The organism is Billgrantia aerodenitrificans, from assembly GCF_021404405.1.
GTDB lineage: Bacteria > Pseudomonadota > Gammaproteobacteria > Pseudomonadales > Halomonadaceae > Halomonas > Halomonas aerodenitrificans.
In genome coordinates, this window is the sequence record NZ_JABFTV010000017.1 from 13,633 (window position 1) to 34,105 (window position 20,473).

20 protein-coding genes and 1 CRISPR repeat array are annotated in these 20,473 nt (G+C 61.5%); of the genes, 5 read left to right on the forward strand and 15 right to left on the reverse strand.

The genetic code is table 11. From position 1 onward, the window contains the following. Positions 1-12 precede the first annotated feature (12 nt). Both HOP59_RS22340 and HOP59_RS22345 read left to right on the forward strand, forming a co-directional pair. Positions 13-771, forward strand: a complete 759-nt coding sequence (locus HOP59_RS22340) for a dienelactone hydrolase family protein (RefSeq protein WP_010626384.1) — start codon at positions 13-15, stop codon at positions 769-771. Then, a complete protein-coding gene (locus tag HOP59_RS22345; protein WP_010626383.1) occupies positions 768-1,853 on the forward strand; it encodes a C45 family autoproteolytic acyltransferase/hydrolase in 1,086 nt (361 codons plus the stop codon). Before HOP59_RS22340 ends, HOP59_RS22345 begins: the two co-directional genes overlap by 4 nt. Here HOP59_RS22345 and HOP59_RS22350 read toward each other — a convergent pair. Beyond that, positions 1,840-2,115, reverse strand: coding sequence for a hypothetical protein (locus tag HOP59_RS22350; protein WP_010626382.1), 276 nt, complete (start codon positions 2,113-2,115; stop codon positions 1,840-1,842). The genes HOP59_RS22345 and HOP59_RS22350 overlap by 14 nt on opposite strands. Positions 2,116-2,297: 182 nt before the next feature. Here HOP59_RS22350 and HOP59_RS22355 point away from each other — a divergent pair, with 182 nt between their 5' ends. Then, positions 2,298-2,672, forward strand: a complete 375-nt coding sequence (locus HOP59_RS22355) for a DUF6746 family protein (RefSeq protein WP_234255608.1) — start codon at positions 2,298-2,300, stop codon at positions 2,670-2,672. A gap of 17 nt (positions 2,673-2,689) precedes the next feature. Here HOP59_RS22355 and HOP59_RS22360 read toward each other — a convergent pair whose 3' ends face one another. Then, positions 2,690-3,280, reverse strand: a complete 591-nt coding sequence (locus HOP59_RS22360; protein ID WP_234255609.1) for a DUF4202 domain-containing protein — start codon at positions 3,278-3,280, stop codon at positions 2,690-2,692. Positions 3,281-3,467: 187 nt separating this feature from the next. On the opposite strand from HOP59_RS22360, the gene HOP59_RS22365 reads away from it, so the two are divergent. Beyond that, positions 3,468-3,881, forward strand: coding sequence for a DUF6746 family protein (locus HOP59_RS22365; RefSeq protein ID WP_234255610.1), 414 nt, complete (start codon positions 3,468-3,470; stop codon positions 3,879-3,881). Positions 3,882-3,923: 42 nt separating this feature from the next. Here the strand turns inward: HOP59_RS22365 and HOP59_RS22370 are convergent, their stop codons facing one another. After that, positions 3,924-4,448, reverse strand: coding sequence for a cytochrome b (locus HOP59_RS22370; protein ID WP_234255611.1), 525 nt, complete (start codon positions 4,446-4,448; stop codon positions 3,924-3,926). Positions 4,449-4,632: 184 nt separating this feature from the next. Between HOP59_RS22370 and HOP59_RS22375 the strand changes: the two genes are divergently transcribed. Further along, entirely contained in the window at positions 4,633-5,649 is a 1,017-nt protein-coding gene (locus HOP59_RS22375) for an aldo/keto reductase (RefSeq protein WP_234255612.1), read from the forward strand. On the opposite strand, the gene HOP59_RS23520 is transcribed toward HOP59_RS22375, so the two are convergent. From HOP59_RS23520 to cas3, 12 genes are all read right to left on the reverse strand, one after another. Next, positions 5,646-5,780 carry a hypothetical protein gene (locus HOP59_RS23520; protein ID WP_267966007.1) on the reverse strand — a complete coding sequence of 45 codons (135 nt, stop codon included), beginning with the start codon at positions 5,778-5,780 and terminating at the stop codon, positions 5,646-5,648. The genes HOP59_RS22375 and HOP59_RS23520 overlap by 4 nt on opposite strands. A 5-nt stretch (positions 5,781-5,785) precedes the next feature. Next, complete coding sequence (locus HOP59_RS22380; RefSeq protein WP_234255613.1) at positions 5,786-6,382, reverse strand: DUF2931 family protein; 597 nt, start codon at positions 6,380-6,382, stop codon at positions 5,786-5,788. A gap of 146 nt (positions 6,383-6,528) precedes the next feature. Beyond that, entirely contained in the window at positions 6,529-7,131 is a 603-nt protein-coding gene (locus HOP59_RS22385; protein WP_010626375.1) for a DUF2931 family protein, read from the reverse strand. Next, positions 7,124-8,566, reverse strand: a complete 1,443-nt coding sequence (locus HOP59_RS22390) for a T6SS phospholipase effector Tle1-like catalytic domain-containing protein (RefSeq protein WP_234255614.1) — start codon at positions 8,564-8,566, stop codon at positions 7,124-7,126. The genes HOP59_RS22385 and HOP59_RS22390 overlap by 8 nt, the downstream gene beginning before the upstream one ends. Before the next feature lie 325 nt (positions 8,567-8,891). Then, a CRISPR array of direct repeats spans positions 8,892-11,177; the repeat unit is 29 nt; unit sequence CGGTTAATCCCCGCTCCCGCGGGGATCGG. A gap of 110 nt (positions 11,178-11,287) precedes the next feature. Then, positions 11,288-11,581, reverse strand: coding sequence for a type I-E CRISPR-associated endoribonuclease Cas2e (gene cas2e / locus HOP59_RS22395; RefSeq protein ID WP_181516448.1), 294 nt, complete (start codon positions 11,579-11,581; stop codon positions 11,288-11,290). 1 nt (position 11,582) lies between these two features. Further along, positions 11,583-12,503 (reverse strand): type I-E CRISPR-associated endonuclease Cas1e, encoded by a 921-nt coding sequence (gene cas1e, locus HOP59_RS22400; protein ID WP_234255615.1) that lies wholly within the window; start codon positions 12,501-12,503, stop codon positions 11,583-11,585. Positions 12,504-12,512: 9 nt separating this feature from the next. Then, positions 12,513-13,211, reverse strand: a complete 699-nt coding sequence (gene cas6e / locus HOP59_RS22405) for a type I-E CRISPR-associated protein Cas6/Cse3/CasE (RefSeq protein WP_234255616.1) — start codon at positions 13,209-13,211, stop codon at positions 12,513-12,515. Then, complete coding sequence (cas5e, locus tag HOP59_RS22410) at positions 13,211-13,954, reverse strand: type I-E CRISPR-associated protein Cas5/CasD (protein WP_234255617.1); 744 nt, start codon at positions 13,952-13,954, stop codon at positions 13,211-13,213. The genes cas6e and cas5e overlap by 1 nt, the downstream gene beginning before the upstream one ends. A gap of 8 nt (positions 13,955-13,962) precedes the next feature. Next, complete coding sequence (gene cas7e, locus HOP59_RS22415) at positions 13,963-15,036, reverse strand: type I-E CRISPR-associated protein Cas7/Cse4/CasC (protein WP_234255618.1); 1,074 nt, start codon at positions 15,034-15,036, stop codon at positions 13,963-13,965. A gap of 32 nt (positions 15,037-15,068) precedes the next feature. Continuing rightward, on the reverse strand, positions 15,069-15,740 hold the full coding sequence (gene casB, locus HOP59_RS22420; protein ID WP_234255619.1) for a type I-E CRISPR-associated protein Cse2/CasB: 672 nt from the start codon (positions 15,738-15,740) through the stop codon (positions 15,069-15,071). Continuing rightward, positions 15,737-17,419 (reverse strand): type I-E CRISPR-associated protein Cse1/CasA, encoded by a 1,683-nt coding sequence (gene casA, locus HOP59_RS22425; protein WP_234255620.1) that lies wholly within the window; start codon positions 17,417-17,419, stop codon positions 15,737-15,739. The genes casB and casA overlap by 4 nt, the downstream gene beginning before the upstream one ends. 374 nt (positions 17,420-17,793) lie before the next feature. Then, on the reverse strand, positions 17,794-20,472 hold the full coding sequence (gene cas3, locus HOP59_RS22430; RefSeq protein ID WP_234255621.1) for a CRISPR-associated helicase Cas3': 2,679 nt from the start codon (positions 20,470-20,472) through the stop codon (positions 17,794-17,796). Between the last annotated feature and the right edge of the window lies 1 nt (position 20,473).

Sequence of the window (20,473 nt, forward strand, 5' to 3'; positions counted from 1 at the left end):
CAGGAGGCACCCATGCGCTCCGCTCTCCCACCCCTTGCGCTGCTGGTATCGCTCGGCCTGGCCACCGGCGCTCACGCCTTCACTCCCGCCGGCAACGACATCGTCTACGAAGTAGGCGACGAAACCTTCGAAGGCTACTACGCCGCCGCCAGCGGAGAGGCCAGCGGCACGGTACTGATCGTTCACGACTGGAACGGGCTGGACGACTACGAACGTCAGCGCGCCGACATGCTGGCCGAGCAGGGCTATGACGCCTTCGCCGTGGACCTGTTCGGCCAGGGCAATCGCCCCGAGACCCTCGACGCCCGCCAGGAAGCCACCCGCGCGCTCTACTCCGACCGCGAGCGCATGCGCGAGCTGACCCTGGCCGGCCTGGCCGAGGCACGCGAACAGGGCGCCGCGGAGAGCGTCGTCATCATGGGCTACTGCTTCGGTGGGGCCGTGGCGCTGGAGATCGCCCGTTCGGGCGAGGCCGACGACGTGGCTGGCTACACCAGCTTCCACGGCGGCGTGGCCACACCGGACGGCCAGGAGTGGCCCGAAGAGGTGCCGCCGCTGCTGATCGCCCACGGCGGCGCCGACACCAGCGTCACCATGGAAGACGTCAGCGGGCTGGTCGAAGAGCTCGAGGCCATCGAGGCCACCTACGAGATCCAGATCTACTCCGGCGCTCCCCACGGCTTCACCGTGTTCGGCGACGAACGCTACCAGCAGCGCGCCGACGAGAAGTCCTGGGCAGCCTTTCTGAGCCTGTTAGAGGAGGTGCTATGACCCGGCGATTCCGCCCCCTGCCGCTGACCGAGCTGAGCGGCAGCCATCACGAGATCGGCGCCCAGCACGGCCGCATTCACCGCCAGCTGATCCAGCGCGGTATCGACGTCTACGGGCAGCTGTTTCACGACTTCGTCGGCATTCGCTGGGAAGAGGCCCGCGACCGGGCCTGCCACTTCGAGGCGCAAATCGCCCAGGGCTTTCCCGCCATTCTCGAAGAGATGAACGGCATCGCCTGGGGCGCAGGCGTCGACTTCCTCGACATCCTGACGCTCAACTGCCGCAGCGAAATCGCCCTGACCCAGGCCAGCGGCGGCTGCTCGGCCTTCTCCCTGCAGCGCCACGGGCAACAGTGGCTGGCACAGAACTGGGACTGGCGCAGCGACCAGCTCGACAACGTGGTCGCCCTGCACGTGCACGGCGATGGCAAGCCAGCGCTGATTAGCATCGGCGAGGCCGGCATGGTAGGCAAAGTGGGGATGAACGAGCGGGGCATCGGCGTATGCCTCAACGCCATTCGCTCGCAGACCTGCGGCAGCGGGTTGCCGATCCATATCGCCCTGCGCAAGATCCTGGAGAGCGAAGACATGGAGAGCGCCCTTGCCGTGGCCACTCACGACCGGGTCTGCTCGCCCGCCCACTTCCTGCTCGCCAGCGCTCAGGTCGGCAACGAAGGGGGCCAGGCCGTGGGGCTCGAGGTTCAGCCCGGCGAGCCGGGGCGAATCGCGCCGCGCAGCGGCATCGTCACCCACACCAACCATCTCTACGCCGACAACACCCCCTGCCCGGTGCAGGACTATCCCCGGGTCGACTCACAGCCGCGGCTGTGCCGCCTCGACGCGCTGCTGCACGACGAGCTGCCGTCGAACGCTCCCCTCGACGAAGCGCGCCTGTTCGACGTGCTCAGCGACCATCAGGGCGCGCCGCTGTCGATCTGTCGTCACTTCAATCCCGACCAGCCCGCCGAAGAGCGCATGGAAACCCTCTTCTCGGTAGTGATGAATCTGAGCGAGCGCCGCCTGACTGTGCGCCACGGCAAACCCTGCGAAAGCGATGACAGTCTGAGCGTCACTCTGAGCTGAAGCGCCCCAGCCCCTCGTCACCCAGGCCAGGCTCGAGCAGCTCCCCTTTCAGGTAGCGCTCGGAGGTGAGCATGAACGAGCGCCGGAACAGCTCGTGCCGGGCCTCTTCCCGATGGAGCTGCAGCAACTCGAACTCCTCTTGAGAGAGTGTAGTGTCCTGGCGCGGGTACTCGCGGGCCAGGCGCACCGAGCACGATGTGGCACCACAGATCTGAAGGGCAGGCGTGGCCCCACGGATGGCGGTAGGTGTGAAGTACGACATTGGCGACCTCCGTTAGCGCCATTAATGATAACAATTATCATTAACTATCGGAAATCTAGCCGCTCCTCTGACCTCTGTCAATTATCGACAAGAAAAATCATTCTCATTTGAGCACATGCTTGTTCAGCCTCAGTCGGCCTGGTAAAAAGCAAGAGTTCTCATTCTCACAAGGAAGCGTCACCATGAAAGCCCTATCCGCCCTTCTGCCCGCCCTGCTCGTCAGTCTGATGAGCGCCACCGCCGTTGCCGACTCAGCCCCCGCCCACTTCAAGGGCGAGCCCGCCGACACCCTGGCCCAGGCCGTGGCCAACTTCTCCGAATACAACCAGCGCCTGGCCGAACTGCTGGCCCAGGACGAGCTGGCCATCACCGATCTCGGTACCGTTCACGAGCTGACTTACACCCTGGAAAATGCGCTGGAGAAGATTCAGGAGGAAGTGGAAGCCATGGCGCATACCCTGGAGGAAGTGCACCAGGGCTCGGAGACGGGCGACTTCGAACGCGTGCAGAGCAACGGCGTCGCCTACCTCGAGGCCGCCCAGACGCTGGTGCCCTGAACGGCTCCCCCGCCAACCTAGCCGGCCAACGCCTCCTCCACCACCGCTCGCGCTTCCGCACTCATGGGTAGCGTCAGCGCCAGCTCGTGAGCCTTGGGCGACATCTTCTTCCAGGTCATCTGCACGATGCGCACCAGGTGGTCATGCTCCACCTGCTTGGAAAAGTCGGCGAAGTAGTTCTCGAGAAACACCAGGCAAGCACAGTCTTCCACCGCCTGGGTGCCCGGATCGCGGCCCAGGCCCTGCTTGCGGATCATCCGTGACACCTCGGCGGCCTCTTCAGCCGAATAGCCCGCCGCTTCCATCACCCGCGCGGTGGTTTCACCGGCACGTTTGCCCTGATCGCGGCGCCAGGTCAGGTAGCCCACACGTCCCTCGGGGTACTCGTTGCGCGGCACCTCCCAGCGCTGCAGATGCTGCGAGCGCACGGCGATCTGCACCAGCTCGCTGGGCGCTTCGACCACGCGCGCGAGCCAGGCGCTCATGCGCCCCGCATGCCACAGCTCCAGCGGCAGCGTCTCGCCCTCCACCTCTACCTGACGCGGATCCTGCGCATGCAGGGCATCCAGCTCGGTCAGCGCGCGCTGAAAGGGGGTTGGCTCAGTCATGGGGCTTTCCTCGTAAATCGTTGTAGCCACAGGATACCGCACCCGGTGGGCAGCGAACGAGCCGGAGCGTGAACAAGAACCACCCGCCCCATGACGAGCCAGGACAAGATGCCGCATCGCTTCGCCTTGTTGAGCGATGCGGCATTAACTAGCATTCAAAATGCTTCTTAACAGACGAGGTATGCAGATGAAACTCCTTACCGTGGCCCTTCTACTCGCCCTGCTACCCCTGAGCGTTGCCCAAGCCCAGGAAGAGACCCAGGAACAAGATCAGATGCAGGAGGAAGAACTCGTCGAACAACTGGAACAGGCCCAAGGCCAGCCCATCGACACCCTCAAACAGGCCGTCGACGCCCTGGAACTCCGCAACGACCTGCTCGAAGTCCTGCTCAGCAAAAATGAGCTCACCGAAGGCGACATGGCCATCATTCAGCAGCTCACCGAGACCATGGAAAACGCGCTGACCAAGATCGACGAAGAGCTCGGCATCATGCGCGAACACGTGCAGGAAGTACGCTCGGGCGCCGATGCTCGTGAGCAGGAGCGTATCCGCGAGAACGGGCAGGAGTACCTGGAACGGATCAAGACGCTGATGCAATAAGCCAGGCCAACGCCCGGCGGAGCGTCGCCGGGCCTACCGTTCCTAGCGCACTAGCATGCGGCCCAACACATCCTGCCCATGGCGGCGGTGCCAGAACACCATTGCCACATGGCCGACGATCAGCGCCAGCAGCAGCCAGCCCAGCTCACCGTGCAGCAGGCTGCCCGCAGCCACCATCCACTCGATACGCTCGCCCTCGAAGCCCGACATCAGCGGAATGCCGAATGGTTCGAAGGCGCGACCCGAACCGTACTGCCGCAGCAGCGCCAGGGTCGGCACCACCAGCATCAAACCGTAGAGTGCCAGGTGCCCCAGGCGCGCTGCCCTGCTCACTGCCGGCGGCTGGCTCGCCCGGCTCGCCAGCGCCCAGAGTACTCGCACCACCACCAGCACCATCAGCAGGAAGCCTGTGGACCGATGGGTCGGCCACAGCAGCTCGTCCAGTGCGCTGTCGCTCAACAGCACCCGAACGCTGGTGGTGGTGAATTGCCAGGCCAGCAGCAGCGCCATACCCCAGTGCAAATAACGATTCACGCGCCCATAGTGGGCGTTCCCTGCAGGGCTCATGACTCATTCCTTATCACGGATCAGGAAGCGGGTTCGTTACGCCTGAAAACCCAACGATAACGACAGAATGAGGAAACCCTGTGAACAATGCGACGGGGCTGCTCGCTTGGGATGGAATGCTTGGCTTGCGCATCCTGTGCTGCGCTCGGCATGATGAATGCCCGAACCCTGACGCGGAGCCAGCATGTCGATCTTCTCTCGCCTGAAAGAAGTGGCCTCTCCCACCATCGGCCTGGGCTGCATGAACCTCTCCCACGGCTACGGCAGCCCGGTGCCCGAAACCGACGCGATACGCGCCCTCGAAGAAGCCTTCGAGATGGGCTATCGCCACTTCGACACCGCCACCCTCTACGGTGCCACCGCCAATGAACGGGTGGTGGGCAAGGCACTGGCGAGCAAGCGCAACGAAATACTGCTGGCCAGCAAGTGCGGCATGGCCATGGACCCGGCACTGGGCAAGAAAGTGATCGACGGCCGCCCCGAGACGCTGCGCCGCCAGTGCGAAGCGAGCCTCGAACGCCTGAATACCGACCACCTGGACCTCTACTACCTGCACCGGCTGGACCGCCAGGTACCCATCGAAGAGAGCGTCGGTGCCCTGGCGCGACTGGTGGAAGAGGGCAAGATTCGCGCCATCGGGCTCTCGGAAATCTCCGCCGTCACCCTGCGCCGCGCCAGAACCGAACACCCCATTGCCGCCGTGCAATCCGAATACTCGCTGTGGACCCGCAACCCCGAAATCGCCCTGCTCGATGCCTGTCGCGAAGCCAACACCTCACTCGTCGCCTTCAGCCCGCTGGGCCGCGGCTTTCTGGCCGGCGCCGTGACCGATGCCAGCCAACTCACCGAGAACGACGTGCGCCTCGGCATGCCGCGCTTCAGCGCCGACAACCTGCCACGCAACCTGCGCCAGTTGGAAAAGCTCCAGACCATCGCCAGCGAGCAGGAAGTCACCACCGGCCAGCTCGCCCTCGCCTGGCTCACCGCCCAAGGCGACGACGTGATCCCCATTCCCGGCAGCCGCTCCAGCGCGCACATGCGCGAAAACCTCGCGGCGGAAAGCCTACGCCTGGACGCCACCACCCTGGAACGACTCACCGCCCTGTTGACGCCGGACCAGGTCGCCGGCGCCCGCTACAGCGAAGCGCTGCAGAAGGAGATCGATACGGAGGAGTTTGGGGGTAGCCATGCCAGCACTTAGGCATTCTGCGGCTCCTGTGTCGGCAGGTAGGAGTGCAGCGACACGTTAGGGAACACCCGGCGCACACCACTGGGCTCCGGGGCATGGGCGAAGCGGTCCCTCAGGCTGTAGGGGGCTGGAAACGTAGCCATATCCTTCACCACGGAGAGGGGAATACGCCTTCATTGACGTACTCTTGGATATGCTCACGGTACCAGTCAGGATTTCCCTCTACCTGCTCAGCCCACGCGGACTCCACGATTGGCGCATGAAAATCCCGACTGCGATCACGACCGCAGTTGTTGCAGCTAGCACGCCACCAGACTTTGGCCTCCCCTCTACCGGAGAAGCCAACCATAAGATAATGGCGGTAATCCGGCTGAGGATAGTCCCGGTACCACTGCTGTAGCTGGGCGTCCATATCAGACAGCTCAAGATCGATTTCGTAGAAGGTCTGGGTACGGTAGGAGAACCAGCGCGCCTGCACCGAGGAAGGAGCGGGCATAGGATGGGCCAGTACATTCACCCCCCCTGCCCGGGGTGGCCTGTACTCGAAACCAGAGCTGATGTTGCCCGCACGTGCGCTCCAAGAATGGTCAAAGGTCAGCTCCTCCACCCAGATGGGCCAACCTGTAGGTCCACCAACCGGCTGTACGGCAAAATCATAGCGTCGAGGTTCCGCCTCGCAGGCGGCAGTCAATAGCAACAGTGATAGCAGCAGCCCGTGGCGTAGGCATGCCACCCACTTAGGCATGCTGCGGCTCCTGTGTCGGCAGGTAGGAGTGCAGCGATACATTAGGGAGGACCCGGCGTACACCGCTGGGCTCCGGGGCGTGGGCCAGACTCTCATGAGAGTGGGTGATAAGCGAGGCATTGGATGGCTTCGACGCGAGAGTCATGTCATTCCCAAGGCGAGGGAATGATCCCATCATCGATTCGTCTCTGAGTCTGACTGCGAAAGGTTGCCGGATCGCCCACCACCTCCTCGGCCCATGCCGACTCCACGATTGGCGCATGGAAATCCTGGCTGCGATCACGGCCGCAGACTTTGCAACTGGCGCGCCACCAGACCATGACCTCCCCCTTGCCGGAGAAGCCAGCTACCAGGTAGTGGCGGTATTGGGACGGGGGGAAATCCCGATACCACTGCTGCAGTAGAGCATCCGTATCAGGCAATGCCAGATCGATTTCGTAGAAGGTCTGGGTACGGTAGGAAAACCAGCGCGCCTGCACCGAGGAAGGAGCGGGCATAGGATGGGCCAGTACATTCACCCCCCCTGCCCGGGGTGGCCTGTACTCGAAACCGGAGCTGATGTTGCCCGCACGTGCGCTCCAAGAATGGTCAAAGGTCAGCTCCTCCACCCAGATGGGCCAACCTGTAGGCCCACCAACCGGCTGTACGGCAAAATCATAGCGTCGAGGTTCCGCCTCGCAGGCAGCGGTCAATAATAGCAGCAACAGTAGCAGCACAGGCCGCAGACGAGTCGTCCATGACCTAGGCATTCTGCGGCTCCTGTGTCGGCAGGTAGGAGTGCAGCGACACGTTAGGGAACACCCGGCGCACACCGCTGGGCTCCGGGGCGTGGGCGAAGCGGTCCCTCAGACTGTAAGGATGCTGGCGGTGAGACGTATGGATGTAACCGGCAAAGTGTTCATGCGACATGTCCAGCATCCACTGGCGCCCGCGCCGGCTGCCGTTTTGCCACCACTCGTCGATCAGAGTTTGCAGCTCGGTGGGAATGGTATGGTCTGCGTCATCCCGAAGTTCATCGAGAGGCACCCAGGCTCGCTTCGTCTCTTCGTACATCTGATGCAGGGCGTAGATGGCCAGCTCCTTGCGCGTGGCACGGCGTTCGATCTCGAGTACATCCCTGCCATCCACGCGAATGTCGAGTCCTCTCGCCTGCGCCTCCGCCTGGGCCCGGCGAATCGTCTCTCCATTGGCCCCCAGCCCAGCACGGCGACGCACGATCAGCTCCTCATGGTTGGCAAAGCCCAGATCGAGATTGGGGTTCTCATAGCCACCGCCGATATCGGCGTGTACACCTGGAAGCGCAATCTCGGCGAAGTTGCCGGGGTGGTTGCCCTGGGCATCGGCGATGCTGTTGAGCGGGAAGTTACGGCGTATCTCGTGATGGGCGGTGAGCTGCACCACGCGGGCGGCACTACCCGAGGCGATGTAAAGGTCGAAATCGAGGTTACTGTCGGTACCGGGCCGGTAGAAGCTGCCCACGGTATCGAACAGCCCGACGAAGCGAACCTGCGGGAAAGGAATGGGCCTGGGTGGAAAGGCCAGAATGCGGCGCAGCGGTGGTTGATACATTGACCTGACGAGGCGAAAGTCCGGTACCAGTAGTGTTTCCGGCCAGCGATGGATCAAATTGACGAAGTGCCTGGCCAGGGCCGCACCGCGGCTGAAGCCAAATACATCGAAGGTTACCAGCGAATCGCGGGGGTTGGCCTCCAGGATCTGGCGGACCTCGGTCAGCGCCTGTTCGATACGCGCATGGCCACCCTCCGGCCCGACCCCGGTGCCCATGCCGATGGCGTTCTCGGGAGCCACGAAGCCATCTTCGCTCTCCCGACCGGCAATTGTGCCCACACCTTGGATATAGACAGGGTAATAGCCGTTAGCCGCATCGTTCGGATACAAGTCATGCAGCTTGGCCACATTGGTGATATCGCGGTCGGGCAGTTGCCGGTCGTTGTGCATGTTGTTGCCGGTGCCATCGAAGAACACACCGATTTGCAGCGTGCGTGGTTTCTCCGGGGTATCGGGGATAGGCGGTTCAGGCCGGTACTCTTGGGGTGGTGTCCGGTCATCCGCTGGCCGTGAAGCGGAGCGGGACGACACGGGGCGCTCGGCTTGTCGTAAGCGCTCCTCCTCCCAGGGGTCTAAAGGATCGGGGTCGAAGCGTTCGTCCAGCCGGGTTTTCATGGCATCCTTTTCCTTTTTCAGGCTCCACGCTGCGCGTGGGGCTTTTTGTAATAGCGCGTCCAAGCAAGTTGGCCCAGCGCCGGAGAGGCGCCATATAGCTTATCGATTTGAGCAAGCAGCGAAATGGCACATTTCCTACAAAGGCCGTATGCAATCTCTGACAATTAGGCTAGGTACTGCTTACTGGTAGGTACTCACACCACCCGTAGGCTTGTTTTGGCTTATCCCGAAAACGCAGGAGCGCCAGTTATTGGCTTCCGGCGCCGGTTCCTTTCCGCAAGCGCGGAGATCGAGCCTCGCCCAGCACGCCGTTGTTTTAGAACTACAGTTTATCCCCGCCCTCGCGGGGATCGGAATACGGCAAAGCCCGGCGGCTCCATGGGGTTCGGTTAACCCCCGCACTCGCGGGGATCGTTTCTCGGCTCGGCGGAGTATCCCGGCGCACGCCGGCTAATCCCCGCCTTCGCGGGGATCGGCTGGATGACGTCGCCGACACGGTGCTGACCCGCGGTTAACCCCCGCTCCCGCGGGGATCGGCTGACCACCGACGTTGCCGACGGTAAGGCCGACGGTTAATCCCCACCCTCGCGGGGATCGGGCTGTGCCCCGCACTGATCATCAGCGTGCGGACGGTTTATCCCCGCCCTCGCGGGGATCGGCTGTAGCTGCGCCGGTTCCGCTTTGCCTCATCCGGTTAATCCCCGCCCTCGCGGGGATCGGGACTCGTTTCAGCTCGCCCCGCATGCGCTCGGCGGTTAATCCCCGCTCCCGCGGGGATCGGACAATTTCAGGGCAATCCGCAAACGTTGAGGCCGGTTAATCCCCGCTCCCGCGGGGATCGGCGCCTTACCCCCCCCCAATATGTGGAAACGCCGGTTAATCCCCGCTCCCGCGGGGATCGGTTGACCAGGGCGCCGTAGTGCTTGGCGAACCGCGGTTAATCCCCGCTCCCGCGGGGATCGGCACTTCCTGATTGACACCCTGGGCCTCGCCGGCGGTTAATCCCCGCTCCCGCGGGGATCGGATCCCTATACCACTCGATCCCGTTTATTGACGCGGTTAATCCCCGCTCCCGCGGGGATCGGCCATCTCGCTTGCCGTAGTATTTCACTGTGCCCGGTTAATCCCCGCTCCCGCGGGGATCGGCGCTCCCACTCGGCGGCGATCAGGGCGCCAGCCGGTTAATCCCCGCTCCCGCGGGGATCGGATCTCTGGAGGCCTCGCCAACGGACACCGCGCCGGTTAATCCCCGCTCCCGCGGGGATCGGCGGCGTATCAGCTGACCGGCGCCGGCGAGCCGCGGTTAATCCCCGCTCCCGCGGGGATCGGTTCATGACTGGATCCTCTCAGTAGCCGCCGAACGGTTAATCCCCGCTCCCGCGGGGATCGGCGTGCTAGTAGAGATTTGACATAGGAAATTTGCGGTTAATCCCCGCTCCCGCGGGGATCGGGCGGTGGTGTTTCGCGACGGCGACAACCGCAACTGGTTAATCCCCGCTCCCGCGGGGATCGGGTGTGCCGCAACCCATCAACCTCAGCCACGATCGGTTAATCCCCGCTCCCGCGGGGATCGGCTCTTCTGAGGTGTGGCCATGCGTTACATCACCGGTTAATCCCCGCTCCCGCGGGGATCGGCGTGACAGCATCGAGCGTGCCATGGCACGCACCGGTTAATCCCCGCTCCCGCGGGGATCGGTCCTCACGTTTTCGCTCGATCAATTCCTCGACCGGTTAATCCCCGCTCCCGCGGGGATCGGTACTGGGGCATGCTCGCCAAGGTCAACATCACCGGTTAATCCCCGCTCCCGCGGGGATCGGAGAGGATCCAGTCATGAGACAGGAAACATCGGCGGTTAATCCCCGCTCCCGCGGGGATCGGGCCAACTCCCGCATCGAATTCATCGCCCGGACCGGTTAATCCCCGCTCCCGCGGGGATCGGTCTGAGGATCCGACCATGACCCGCTACCTCATCGGTTAATCCCCGCTCCCGCGGGGATCGGTGGCCACCGTCACCGGCTTAGCGGGGTGCATCCGGTTAATCCCCGCTCCCGCGGGGATCGGGGTTCCTCAGGTCGGTGATCTTGTTCTTCATGCGGTTAATCCCCGCTCCCGCGGGGATCGCGTCGGGGAAGTATTCGCAAAGTTCATTGAATACGGTTAATCCCCGCTCCCGCGGGGATCGGGACGGCATTCCGGCGTCCAGATGCTGTGCTGCCGGTTAATCCCCGCTCCCGCGGGGATCGGCTATAATCCAAGCAGTACGCAGGGCCGTTCACCGGTTAATCCCCGCTCCCGCGGGGATCGGGGCGGCCGTTCCGGCTCGGGCTCGGGTTCCGGCGGTTAATCCCCGCTCCCGCGGGGATCGGCTCGTCGGCGGTGGAAAAGGTGATCTCCTCACCGGTTAATCCCCGCTCCCGCGGGGATCGGGAGTCGAATAGTTGGAGACTGATATTCAGTCACGGTTAATCCCCGCTCCCGCGGGGATCGGTTCGACGAGAGACTGGGGAGCTACCGCCTGCACGGTTAATCCCCGCTCCCGCGGGGATCGGCGACTCACCACCTCTTCGAATACGCCGTACAGCGGTTAATCCCCGCTCCCGCGGGGATCGGACTAATCGTAGACGATTGATCTACAAAAGGAAAATCGCCGGCGGATTTCCCACCAGCGATTTTGCCTATTTTTTGTACAGCACGAATTGTTAAAGAACCTGGAAAATCAGTTAGTTGGTCTCTAGCGGGAGAAAGCGCACCAAGCGTAGTCCGTCATGATCCCAGGGTTCACGACGATTCGAGCCGTATGTTTGGAACTCAAAACCGGACTCGTGATTGCTGGCCCAGGCCATCACGACGTTGCCTTCCTCCGCCAGCGCATTGATCTGCTCCCAGATCATCTCGCGAATACGCCTGCTGACATCGCCGACATAAACACCGGCACGGACCTCGAGCAGCCACACGGCGAGCCTGCCGCGCAGACGGGGCGGTACGGCTTCGGTCACTACGACTAGCATGGCCATATCAACCGCTCCTGTGCCCGGCATCGCCCACGGATGCCGGCTCCGGTATGGCCGGTGGCACGGCTTCGGGGGCTGGCGGTGGTGGTTCGATCTCTCCTGCTGATAGAACCTCTTCGATCAGTGGTATCAGGCTCTGGAGCAGCTTCGTCTGCCGGAAGGCATCGCGGCAGGCAATACGCACCTCCCGCTCTGGCAGGGGTGGATTGCGCGCCGCAACGCGGAAAGCCGCGGGAACCACGGTTTCGAACTTGACGATATCGGCGATATCGTAGACGAAGCTCTTTGGCTTTCCGGTGTGAAGAAAGCCAATGGCTGGCGCATAACCCGCCGCCAGAATCGCTGCTTCAGTTACCCCGTAGAGACAAGCAGTGGCAGCGGAGAGGCATTGGTTGACGGTATCGGAAGCATCCCATTGGCTCGGGTCGTAACGGCGCCCTGTCCATTTGATGCCGTACTGTTTGGCCAAGTGTTGATACGTCTTGCGCACACGGGCGCCTTCGATTCCCCGCAACTGTTCGATACTGCGCCGCTCAGGTGCCGGCTCACCGAAGCGCAGCTCGAACATCTTGCGCACCACCTTGAGACGCAGCTTCTCCTCAAGCACCAATCTGGCCTGGTAAAGCAGCTTGTCGGATCGGGCACCACCAGGCTGCCCTGCACTGTAGAGCCGCACGCCGGCATCCCCAACCCAGATCAGCAGGGTGCCCACCGCCGCGGCAAGCTTGATGGCCGCATGGGAAACTCTGGTGCCAGGCTCGAGCAGCAGGCAGGCAACCGAGCCGACCGGTATGTGCATGCGCTCGCCGTTGACATCGTCGATCACCACGAAGGCGCCATCACGTACGTCGATCTGGCCCATGCCGATGAAGATCATCGTCATGCGATCCTTCATCGGGATCGGCTTGAGGGGGATAAAGCTCATGTCACCCCCTCAAGGTCGACGCAGCATCAGCAATCCACAGCCAAACGCCTTGGCACGGCCGATACCATGAGCCAGTGTTTCGACCAAACGCCCCGGATCGGTCACTTCCAGAAGCCCTTCATAATCGACACTGGAAAACCGAATGGCATCACGCCGACCGGGCTTGTGGAGAGCATGCTGACGATAGGAGCCTACATTTGGCTTGACCGGCAATCGAAATCCCCAGGACTCGGCCCGTGAGGTCAGCCAATCGTGAGCGGCATTGTCCATGGCCTCTACACAGGCTCGACTGTTGCGGGCCTCACCCGACTCAAAAGGAAACTTGGCGGCCATCAAGACATCGGCACGCTGCCCTCGTTTGCCTTCGACCGCCTTGGCTACCGTCGGATTGGCACGCACACGAAACGCTAATTGCTCGCCTATCTCCAGCGCTGGGGCGAACGGTTTGCTCTGCACATCGAGCAACCCCGCTACTGCCACAGGCTCACGGTCGGAAAGCATGTAGAACAATGGCAGCCCTTTGGGCGCTTGGTCCGGCCCCGAGGGCTCCTCCATTTCCTGGCGGAACAGGAAAGGGCGAGCCTCCGAGTGGTCGGGAAAAAGTTTCCATAGAAGCTGGTGGGCACCGTAGGCGCCACCTCCCATGATCTCGAATAGCAGTTCACGGGAAAGGCCGTTAAGGTCCACACGTACGCGAGAAAGAAACATCAGTTGCCCTCCTCATGGCGGACGAAGCGGCGATATTCGGTACGCGGCCCAAACTGCCAGCGCCTACGGTTGAGTGGGCTGTCCCAGATAGCGTTGGACTCCACCCCCTCCTTTTTACCGTCGAGCATGGCCGCTTCACCCTCCCAGCAATAAAGCGACTCACTAGCCAGGCGAAGCGCTTGCTGCTCATCGCGAACCAGTTTGGGGAACTCGGTATCGAGCGCTTCTTTCAGCCGCTCTACGGTTACACGACGTGGATCCAGCGGGGCTGCCGGTGGGCACGCCTTGCGGCCAAGATACAATGGGAAGTGCGGAGTCTTGAGGGCTTGCTCCAGCGCCCCCAGTGTCAAGGTAGCCTCCGGCGACAGCCAAACAGCAACTGTCCAGAGCCCATCACAGCGGTAGTCACGACTGGAAAGAATGGTGTTGATGACTTTGCGTGGTGCACTCAACTCGTCACGGCGTGTGCGGTACACAACACCCTTGCGCTCGCCCGGTACCTGAGCCGTGTGGTAATCGCGCAACAGGATTCCCGGCGAACGCTGCTTGACCGCCACCCGCACGCTGTCACGTAGCTCGCTCTGTCCTTCATCGTCATCACGCCGAATGCCGAGCGCGGCACCAAGCAAGCCCAGGATAGCGCCACGTCCCGGATGGGTAGCGCTGGGACGAGTTTCGCCTACCGCGGGTTCGCCCCAACTGGCTAGCGGCGCGTAGAGCCGGAAAACGAGATATTCCGTCATTACGCACCTCACTGGTCGGCTTTGAGGAAATCAACCAGCTCTGCCAGGCTCCCCTGTGCTACCGCACCCTCAAGCAGTGGGCCATGATAGTCCGGCTCGGCAGCTACGACGAAACGTCGATCGGCACCGGCACCATAGGCGGTATCGAAAGCTTTGGCCTGCTTTTCGAGTCGCTCGATGGCTTCTACGGCTTGATCCTGACCGCTCACCGGTCGCAAGAATGCCACCGACAGCGAGCGGGGCTGTTGCTCACCCTTTTCGGCAAGCAGGTAGCTGGCATGAGCGCGGGAACCAAAGCTGTTCTGCTTACCCTTGGGCGAGGTTCTTGCCGCAGCTTCGACCAGAGCGGCAATCGACCTGTCGGCAAGCTCGGCGTCGCCCTTCAGATTTTCCACGAGCTGGTTGCGGTCGATGCAGACGTAGCTGTAAAACAACCCCGCTCCGTAACCGGCCTCGCCGACGTGAGCGGCGCCGCGATGCTCATTCCCCGTATTGAGATCATCCACGGCAGTGAAATAATCATCTTCTACTTCAGCAGCGTGCACGGTAATGGCATGCGCCACCTGGCAGGCTGCTTCCACATTGTACTCAGGAACCGCGGCCAGCATGCGGCCGAACAAAGCGATATCGGCGGCTGTAGGTTTGTGGCGCAGCAGGTCTAAATCTTCCTTCTCCGGCGCTCTGCTCTCGTTGGCAAGAGTATCGACCAACGCATCGACTGCTGCCTGCTCTTCGGGGCCGATGTGTACGAGCTGGCTGGTTTCCAGCTCGCCCTTGGCCACCTCACCGAAGACTTTGGCAATATCGGTTGCCCACTCCTGGGCCTCCTTCTCCTTTACCCCTTTCTCGATCAGGCGCTGTTTAGCCTCGATGCCGATACGCTTGGTGCGGTAGCCACGATGCTGACCGATGGCCTCTTCAAACAGTGCCGAGGTACGCCATGCGCGCTTGAGGCTCTGGGAAGAGACACGAAGGCGCTTGGCGCCACCCATGATGGCAGTCTTGGGACGGCCCAGATCGTCACGATTGAGATTGGCGGGCGGATAGGAAGTCAGTAGGTGCAGTTGAATGAAATGGCTCATGTGTCAGCTCCCTGTTCTTAATAGAAGTTCGATTAGTCGTTATCGTGCTGATATTGGAGTTGAGTGCCAAAGTAATCATTTGCCCATTGGAAGGACAGGCGCTGTGAAGGGCGGCTGGCAGCCCAACCTTGCGACTCACGCCACCTTTCAGCCCACCAGAGGGCAACGTTATCGGCCAGATAGACCGCGCTGACGCCTCTCTTGTCGATCAGCGCCAATGCACGGCGGAGATGAGTAATCAGCTCCTCGGGCGAGCGACAGGCCAGCAGGCGTTGGAAGCGCAGCTCACTCATATGAGGCTTGCCGGTTTCTTTCTTCTGTTTGCCAAGTTGGCTACCCAAAGTGGCACCGGGACTTTCGGCCCTTACCTCGGCCAGCACTAGCGCGATGCATGCCCAGGTTTGCAGCCGATAATTGCGTTGCTTCTCACCTTCCCCTTCAGGCGCTGACAACCGATGCCAGAGAAGCCGAAAACCTTCGGTCAGCATGGCGGCCTCCACGGTATCGCAACGCCTGAGCGTGGCCCGCACGCCCTTTGGCCACGGCGGTGCATCGCTGAAGGCCTTCAGTTCTGCTGCCGGTAGGGTCAAACGCTGCCACCAGCAACGCACCTGAAAAGCCTCGTCCGCACTAATCGCGAGCAGACGCTCTTCCGGTACCGGTCGGGCTTCACTTACCGCCTCAGCGGTCGTCGCCTCACTCATGACATCCCCTCCGTTGCCTTGTTTTTCTGGTCAGCCGCCAGACTGAAGCCACCTTCTTTTGCAAATTTCTGGATGACTTTGCTCCCCTTGCTTCGCCCAGAGAGCCAAGCCAAAAGATTTCGCCGTGCCTGGATAATACGACGCATATCCAACTCTTCATGGGGGCCGCTGAGAGACAGAAGCTCGAAAAGACGAAGCGCTTCTCGCCTCAACTCGCCATACCAACTTTCAGCGACTTGAGAAGGCATGTGGATGTATTGTCCGTTCTGAAGTGCTTGGCGCAGTGCGAATAGATTTCGAAAGAAAGCAGCCTCGGTCGCATCGTAAAATTGCTCATCGATGCTGCTCATATCGCCCTTGGCATCGGCAGGACGAGAAAACCAGGCACCTTTTACCTGGTTGCGCAGCATCCAGGCAACTTGGCGCGCAAGCTCGGTAAAGACCTGTACCCAACTCCTGAAGACTTCCTCGTGCTTGGGTGGAATGGCTATCAGCGGCATCTCGACGCCATACCAGCAACGTGGCTTCATATTGTCCATGTCGTAGCCGAAGGCCCACAAACGCACCTGATTCAATAACCTCTCGCTGATGTCACCTTCCCGGTAGGCCTCTTCGCTCGTCGGGGCCTTGCCATGCAAATAGTCATGCACGACAGCGGCCGGCAGAGCTCCGCTCGACTTCGCATCCTGCAGAACCAGATGCGACCAGTGGCGATAACCCAACCCACCAGGCTGACCTTTCTGAGAGAGCGGCGGCTCGTTCGGTTTCTTGGGATCCTGCCGGTAGGGCGTCAAAGGATGCAGCCAAGGACCGTCATAGTTGGCACCGTAATTCTTGGCCCGGATCTCCCGAACGAAGCGCGTCGTCTCTCTTCCGCACAAATCACACTGACACGCACCATCCTCGAAGAGCAGGCGAAACCGGCGTGGCATGGCCCAATAGGGATGCAAAGGATGCACTTCGTCTGGCGTCACAACGGCGCCCTTCTTATCGCTGACACGAGTTGGCCCCATCCAGGGAAAGAGCGTGTCGTCCTCGGGCTTGGCTTCGAGGTTGCGCCCGCCTGCGCCAGCAATCGAAGCCGCAGGCATCACGTTCAGCCAAAGCCGCTGCCAGAGTGTGGCATCCGCTCGCTCGGGCAGCACCAGAGTCGTTAGCGGCCCACCACCCCGTAAACCCACGCGGTACCCCGCCCCGCCAGACGGTGCGTTGATCTGCAGAGTGAATAGAGCAAGCGCTGCGCAGTCGGGGCAGACGACTTCTACACGCCCACGCTTGGTGAAATGATCGGTGTTGAGCTTAATACCGTTGGCACCGGGGGAGTCGATCAGCAGCCCTGCGACCGGTGAGGGATTGGCCTCCTCAAGAGGATCGAGATCCTGCATGAAGCGCGGCCTATCGCCATCCAGCTCGAAAGCGGCTGCCAGAGGAGAAAAAGCGCTTGCCAGCTCCTCGACTGTCGGGGGCTCCAGGTATCGAGCCAACCAGTCGTCGTGATTCTTGGGCGGAAGCGCCGTCTGTAACAGCCCGATCAGGAACTGATAAGCCGCGCCTTGAAAATCAGCCCGAGGCAGCGCCAGATCGAGAATTTCAGGATCGGCGATAGAGGATGGGGATCGATAGGTAATCCCCCCCTCTTTGGCTCGCACAGGCAGCCAATCTCTTTCGGTTAGGTTCACGCTACCTCCTTCTTGCAGCTAGCCAAATCCAAAGTCTGATAGCGAGCCAGGTCGCCACACGCAGAGTGATACGAACCCAGTCCCACTCCCCCACTTTCCAAAGCCACTCTTCAAGGAATCGACGCATAACCCCACCTCCTGACCCTGCCTCTGAGGCCAAGCATATTCCTCACAAGGCAACCGGTCAATAAAATAGAAGTGAGTAGATCCTCAAAAAACGATTACACAGTGTATTTCGATCTATGGTGATGAGATACTCCACAACGCTCCCTAGCTCTCTAGGGCTCAACCGTGAGTCGACCCACAAAAAAGCTCGGCTCTTAGTGAGTTCTCCGCAGTAGCGGGGCATGGCCACCCTCCATCGAGGGTGGCCTCTACACGTCCGCCGACCGCCCAAACAGGCATCCGAGCACTTGGTCATAGGCCACCTCAGCGTCCTCTTCGGCCAACCAGGGCTGCACGAAGCGCAGCGCTTTGTAGCGTTCCTGCAAGGCTTCCCACTGGGGCTGGTAGCTAACTGGTAGCTCCGCCAGTTTCTTGGCCTGGCTCTGGCGCAACTTGAGCTGGCTGAGCATGTCGGTATGGCGCTCGCCCTCGGCCCATAACGTCAGGGTGCCCATGGCATCACGCTTGAGCAGCACCACATTGACGGTAGGCTCATCGATCAGCCGGGTACCGAACTCTTGCTCCTCCTGCCATTTGTGGCGATCCCAGACATACCCCGCCTCCAGCTCCAGTGCGCTGGTGAAGGCCATGGAGCCGGCAATTTGCTGCTGTCCTCGCTGTACAATACGCGCCTCATGCAGGCCATCCGGTACCTGGTCGATTACCGCGCCATAAACGGCCTCGATGAGTTCACGCGCCTCTTCCGGCATGCGGATCGCTTCGAGCTGCCGGAGCACACGCTGGGTCAGCCATAGAAGCGAGGTGTCTCGATAGACGGCTTGAGTACCGGGCAGTGCGCGCTTCAGCCACTGTGCATCCGGCTCTTCATCCCACTCCGGCGCCAGCACTCGCAGCACCGGCGGGCAACGCGGGCCACGTTGGTGACGTTGTAATCTCCCCGCGCGCTGAATCAGCAGATCGACAGGAGCAAGGTCGCTGATCATCAGATCGGCATCGCAGTCGAGCGATTCCTGAAAAACCTGTGTAGTTACAATAACTTGCCCATCACGAATATCAGATGCAGACGCCTTACCCAAGCGACGGAGAACATCGGACTCAATGCGCTGACGATCCAGCATGGCGAAGCGGCTATGGAATAGCAGACACCGCTCAGGTTGCGGATGACGCTCCCGAATCGCCTCGTAAGCACGAATGGCGTCATCCACCGTATTGCGCACCCAGGCAACGCACTCACCGGCCTCGACGGCTTCCATGACGATTTCGATCGCCTGTTGCTCTTCGCTCAGCCATTCCACGCCGACCTCACGCGATACCTCGGGACGCGAATCGAGGGAAACTTCACGAACGGCTGCGCCGGAAACTTGGGTCAACAGAGGGAAATCACGACACTCAAGCGAACTTGAGGGCAGGTTCAGCCCTTCCTGCCAGGCCGCTACCAACGCCTGCCGCATCGCATGCGGCAAGGTAGCGGTCAGCAAAATAGCGCTACCACCCTGGCGGGCATGATGACTCAACAGCCGGCTGAGCGGCGTCTGCATGTAGTGGTCATACGCATGCACCTCATCGACGATCAGTACCTTGCGGGCCAGCCCGAAGAGCCGCAGAGACTGGTGACGAAACGGCAGGACTCCCATCAGCGCTTGGTCGATGGTGCCAACCCCAACCTCCGCCAACAGCGCCTTCTTGCGGGAATCGGCAAGCCATCGATTGCATTGAGCAGTGGCAGAGGCCTCGCCAGGGCCATAGTCGAGATCCTGCGGCTGCGAGTTGTCGATGGCAGCCGAGAACGACTCGTTCAAGCGGCTAGCACCATGAGCCAGCACGAACGAGGGGTTGGAGTCGGGCGTGTAGAAGCGGCGATGCAAGGAGCCAAGCCGTTCGTACATGGCATTCGAAGTCGCCATGGTGGGCAAGGCGAAATAGAGCCCCTCGGCGTGGCCGGCAGCCAGCAGGCGTTGCGCCAGAATACAGGCGGCTTCCGTCTTGCCGGCCCCCGTGACGTCCTCGAGTATGAAAAGCTGGGGCCCAGACGGTATTGATAGTGACTCAGCCTCTTTCTGCAACGGCGTAGGTTCAACTTCACGGCCGTCGAACCAAGCCCCAAGGCCGGAGTACGACAAGGGTGTGAGTGGCTGAGTAAATCCTGCCTTTCGTAGAGCCGTCTCCGCCCTAGGCACCGCGCAGCATTCCCAATACTCGGCCAAGGACATCTGGTCCTGGCAGTAGTCGAAGTGCTCCTGGTTCGAACCCAGCCAGTCGCTGAGAGTCGCCCACCCCGAGATGGTCCAGCTCAACGACAGGAAAGATGTGAGCCACTCTTCCGATAACAGCTGCTCAATGGGCCAGTCGATATCAATCAAGTCAGCCCATTCGGATACGAAGAGCTTTGCGGACTCTACATCGCTGGCGTGCTCATCTGAGCCAAAGAAAACCTCCAGACGGAGCTGATCCGCCTCGACGGGCTGGCCATGGTGGCCAAAGAAGGGATTCACCAATGCCTTGATTGCGTTACGCCGCCGCTGCCTTTCCCCAAGATCAAGCGCGCCTTCCGGCCAGTGCAATACTCCTTCATCCAACCAGTCGAGCCAGCACTCACGCCATAGCAGTAGACCCAGCCGATCATGTCGTACGGTGTATTCGTACCGCTCAAGGGGAGCGACCAGCTCTGCTCCCTCGGGTCGTGCCAGCCCTTGGAAAGTACGGGAAAATTTGCCTAGGTCGTGCAAGCCGAGGAGAAAGACGAAAAAGCGTCGTAACTGCTCAGGCGGCATGCCGAGGCGCTCTGCCAGCCGTTGTGTCAGCGGACTCTCCGGAGCAAGCAGATGCCAACCGACGGCAGCCACGTCAAGGCTATGGTAGGGCAGGAGATGGCAGCTTGCGCCTTGCGAGCCTGGTTTCGCTTTTCCCCAATAGAGCCAATAGGTCACC

Coding starts and splice junctions, on each gene's coding strand:
- HOP59_RS22360 (WP_234255609.1), bottom strand. CDS start 3,280: ATGACTGAGCCAACCCCCTTTCAGCGCGCGCTGACCGAGCTGGATGCC.
- HOP59_RS22350 (WP_010626382.1), bottom strand. CDS start 2,115: ATGTCGTACTTCACACCTACCGCCATCCGTGGGGCCACGCCTGCCCTT.
- casB (WP_234255619.1), bottom strand. CDS start 15,740: ATGAGTGAGGCGACGACCGCTGAGGCGGTAAGTGAAGCCCGACCGGTA.
- HOP59_RS22340 (WP_010626384.1), top strand. CDS start 13: ATGCGCTCCGCTCTCCCACCCCTTGCGCTGCTGGTATCGCTCGGCCTG.
- cas2e (WP_181516448.1), bottom strand. CDS start 11,581: ATGGCCATGCTAGTCGTAGTGACCGAAGCCGTACCGCCCCGTCTGCGC.
- HOP59_RS22385 (WP_010626375.1), bottom strand. CDS start 7,131: ATGCCTAGGTCATGGACGACTCGTCTGCGGCCTGTGCTGCTACTGTTG.
- HOP59_RS22370 (WP_234255611.1), bottom strand. CDS start 4,448: ATGAGCCCTGCAGGGAACGCCCACTATGGGCGCGTGAATCGTTATTTG.
- HOP59_RS22365 (WP_234255610.1), top strand. CDS start 3,468: ATGAAACTCCTTACCGTGGCCCTTCTACTCGCCCTGCTACCCCTGAGC.
- HOP59_RS22375 (WP_234255612.1), top strand. CDS start 4,633: ATGTCGATCTTCTCTCGCCTGAAAGAAGTGGCCTCTCCCACCATCGGC.
- cas5e (WP_234255617.1), bottom strand. CDS start 13,954: ATGACGGAATATCTCGTTTTCCGGCTCTACGCGCCGCTAGCCAGTTGG.
- HOP59_RS23520 (WP_267966007.1), bottom strand. CDS start 5,780: ATGGCTACGTTTCCAGCCCCCTACAGCCTGAGGGACCGCTTCGCCCAT.
- HOP59_RS22380 (WP_234255613.1), bottom strand. CDS start 6,382: ATGCCTAAGTGGGTGGCATGCCTACGCCACGGGCTGCTGCTATCACTG.
- cas1e (WP_234255615.1), bottom strand. CDS start 12,503: ATGAGCTTTATCCCCCTCAAGCCGATCCCGATGAAGGATCGCATGACG.
- HOP59_RS22390 (WP_234255614.1), bottom strand. CDS start 8,566: ATGAAAACCCGGCTGGACGAACGCTTCGACCCCGATCCTTTAGACCCC.
- HOP59_RS22355 (WP_234255608.1), top strand. CDS start 2,298: ATGAAAGCCCTATCCGCCCTTCTGCCCGCCCTGCTCGTCAGTCTGATG.
- cas6e (WP_234255616.1), bottom strand. CDS start 13,211: ATGTTTCTTTCTCGCGTACGTGTGGACCTTAACGGCCTTTCCCGTGAA.
- cas7e (WP_234255618.1), bottom strand. CDS start 15,036: ATGAGCCATTTCATTCAACTGCACCTACTGACTTCCTATCCGCCCGCC.
- HOP59_RS22345 (WP_010626383.1), top strand. CDS start 768: ATGACCCGGCGATTCCGCCCCCTGCCGCTGACCGAGCTGAGCGGCAGC.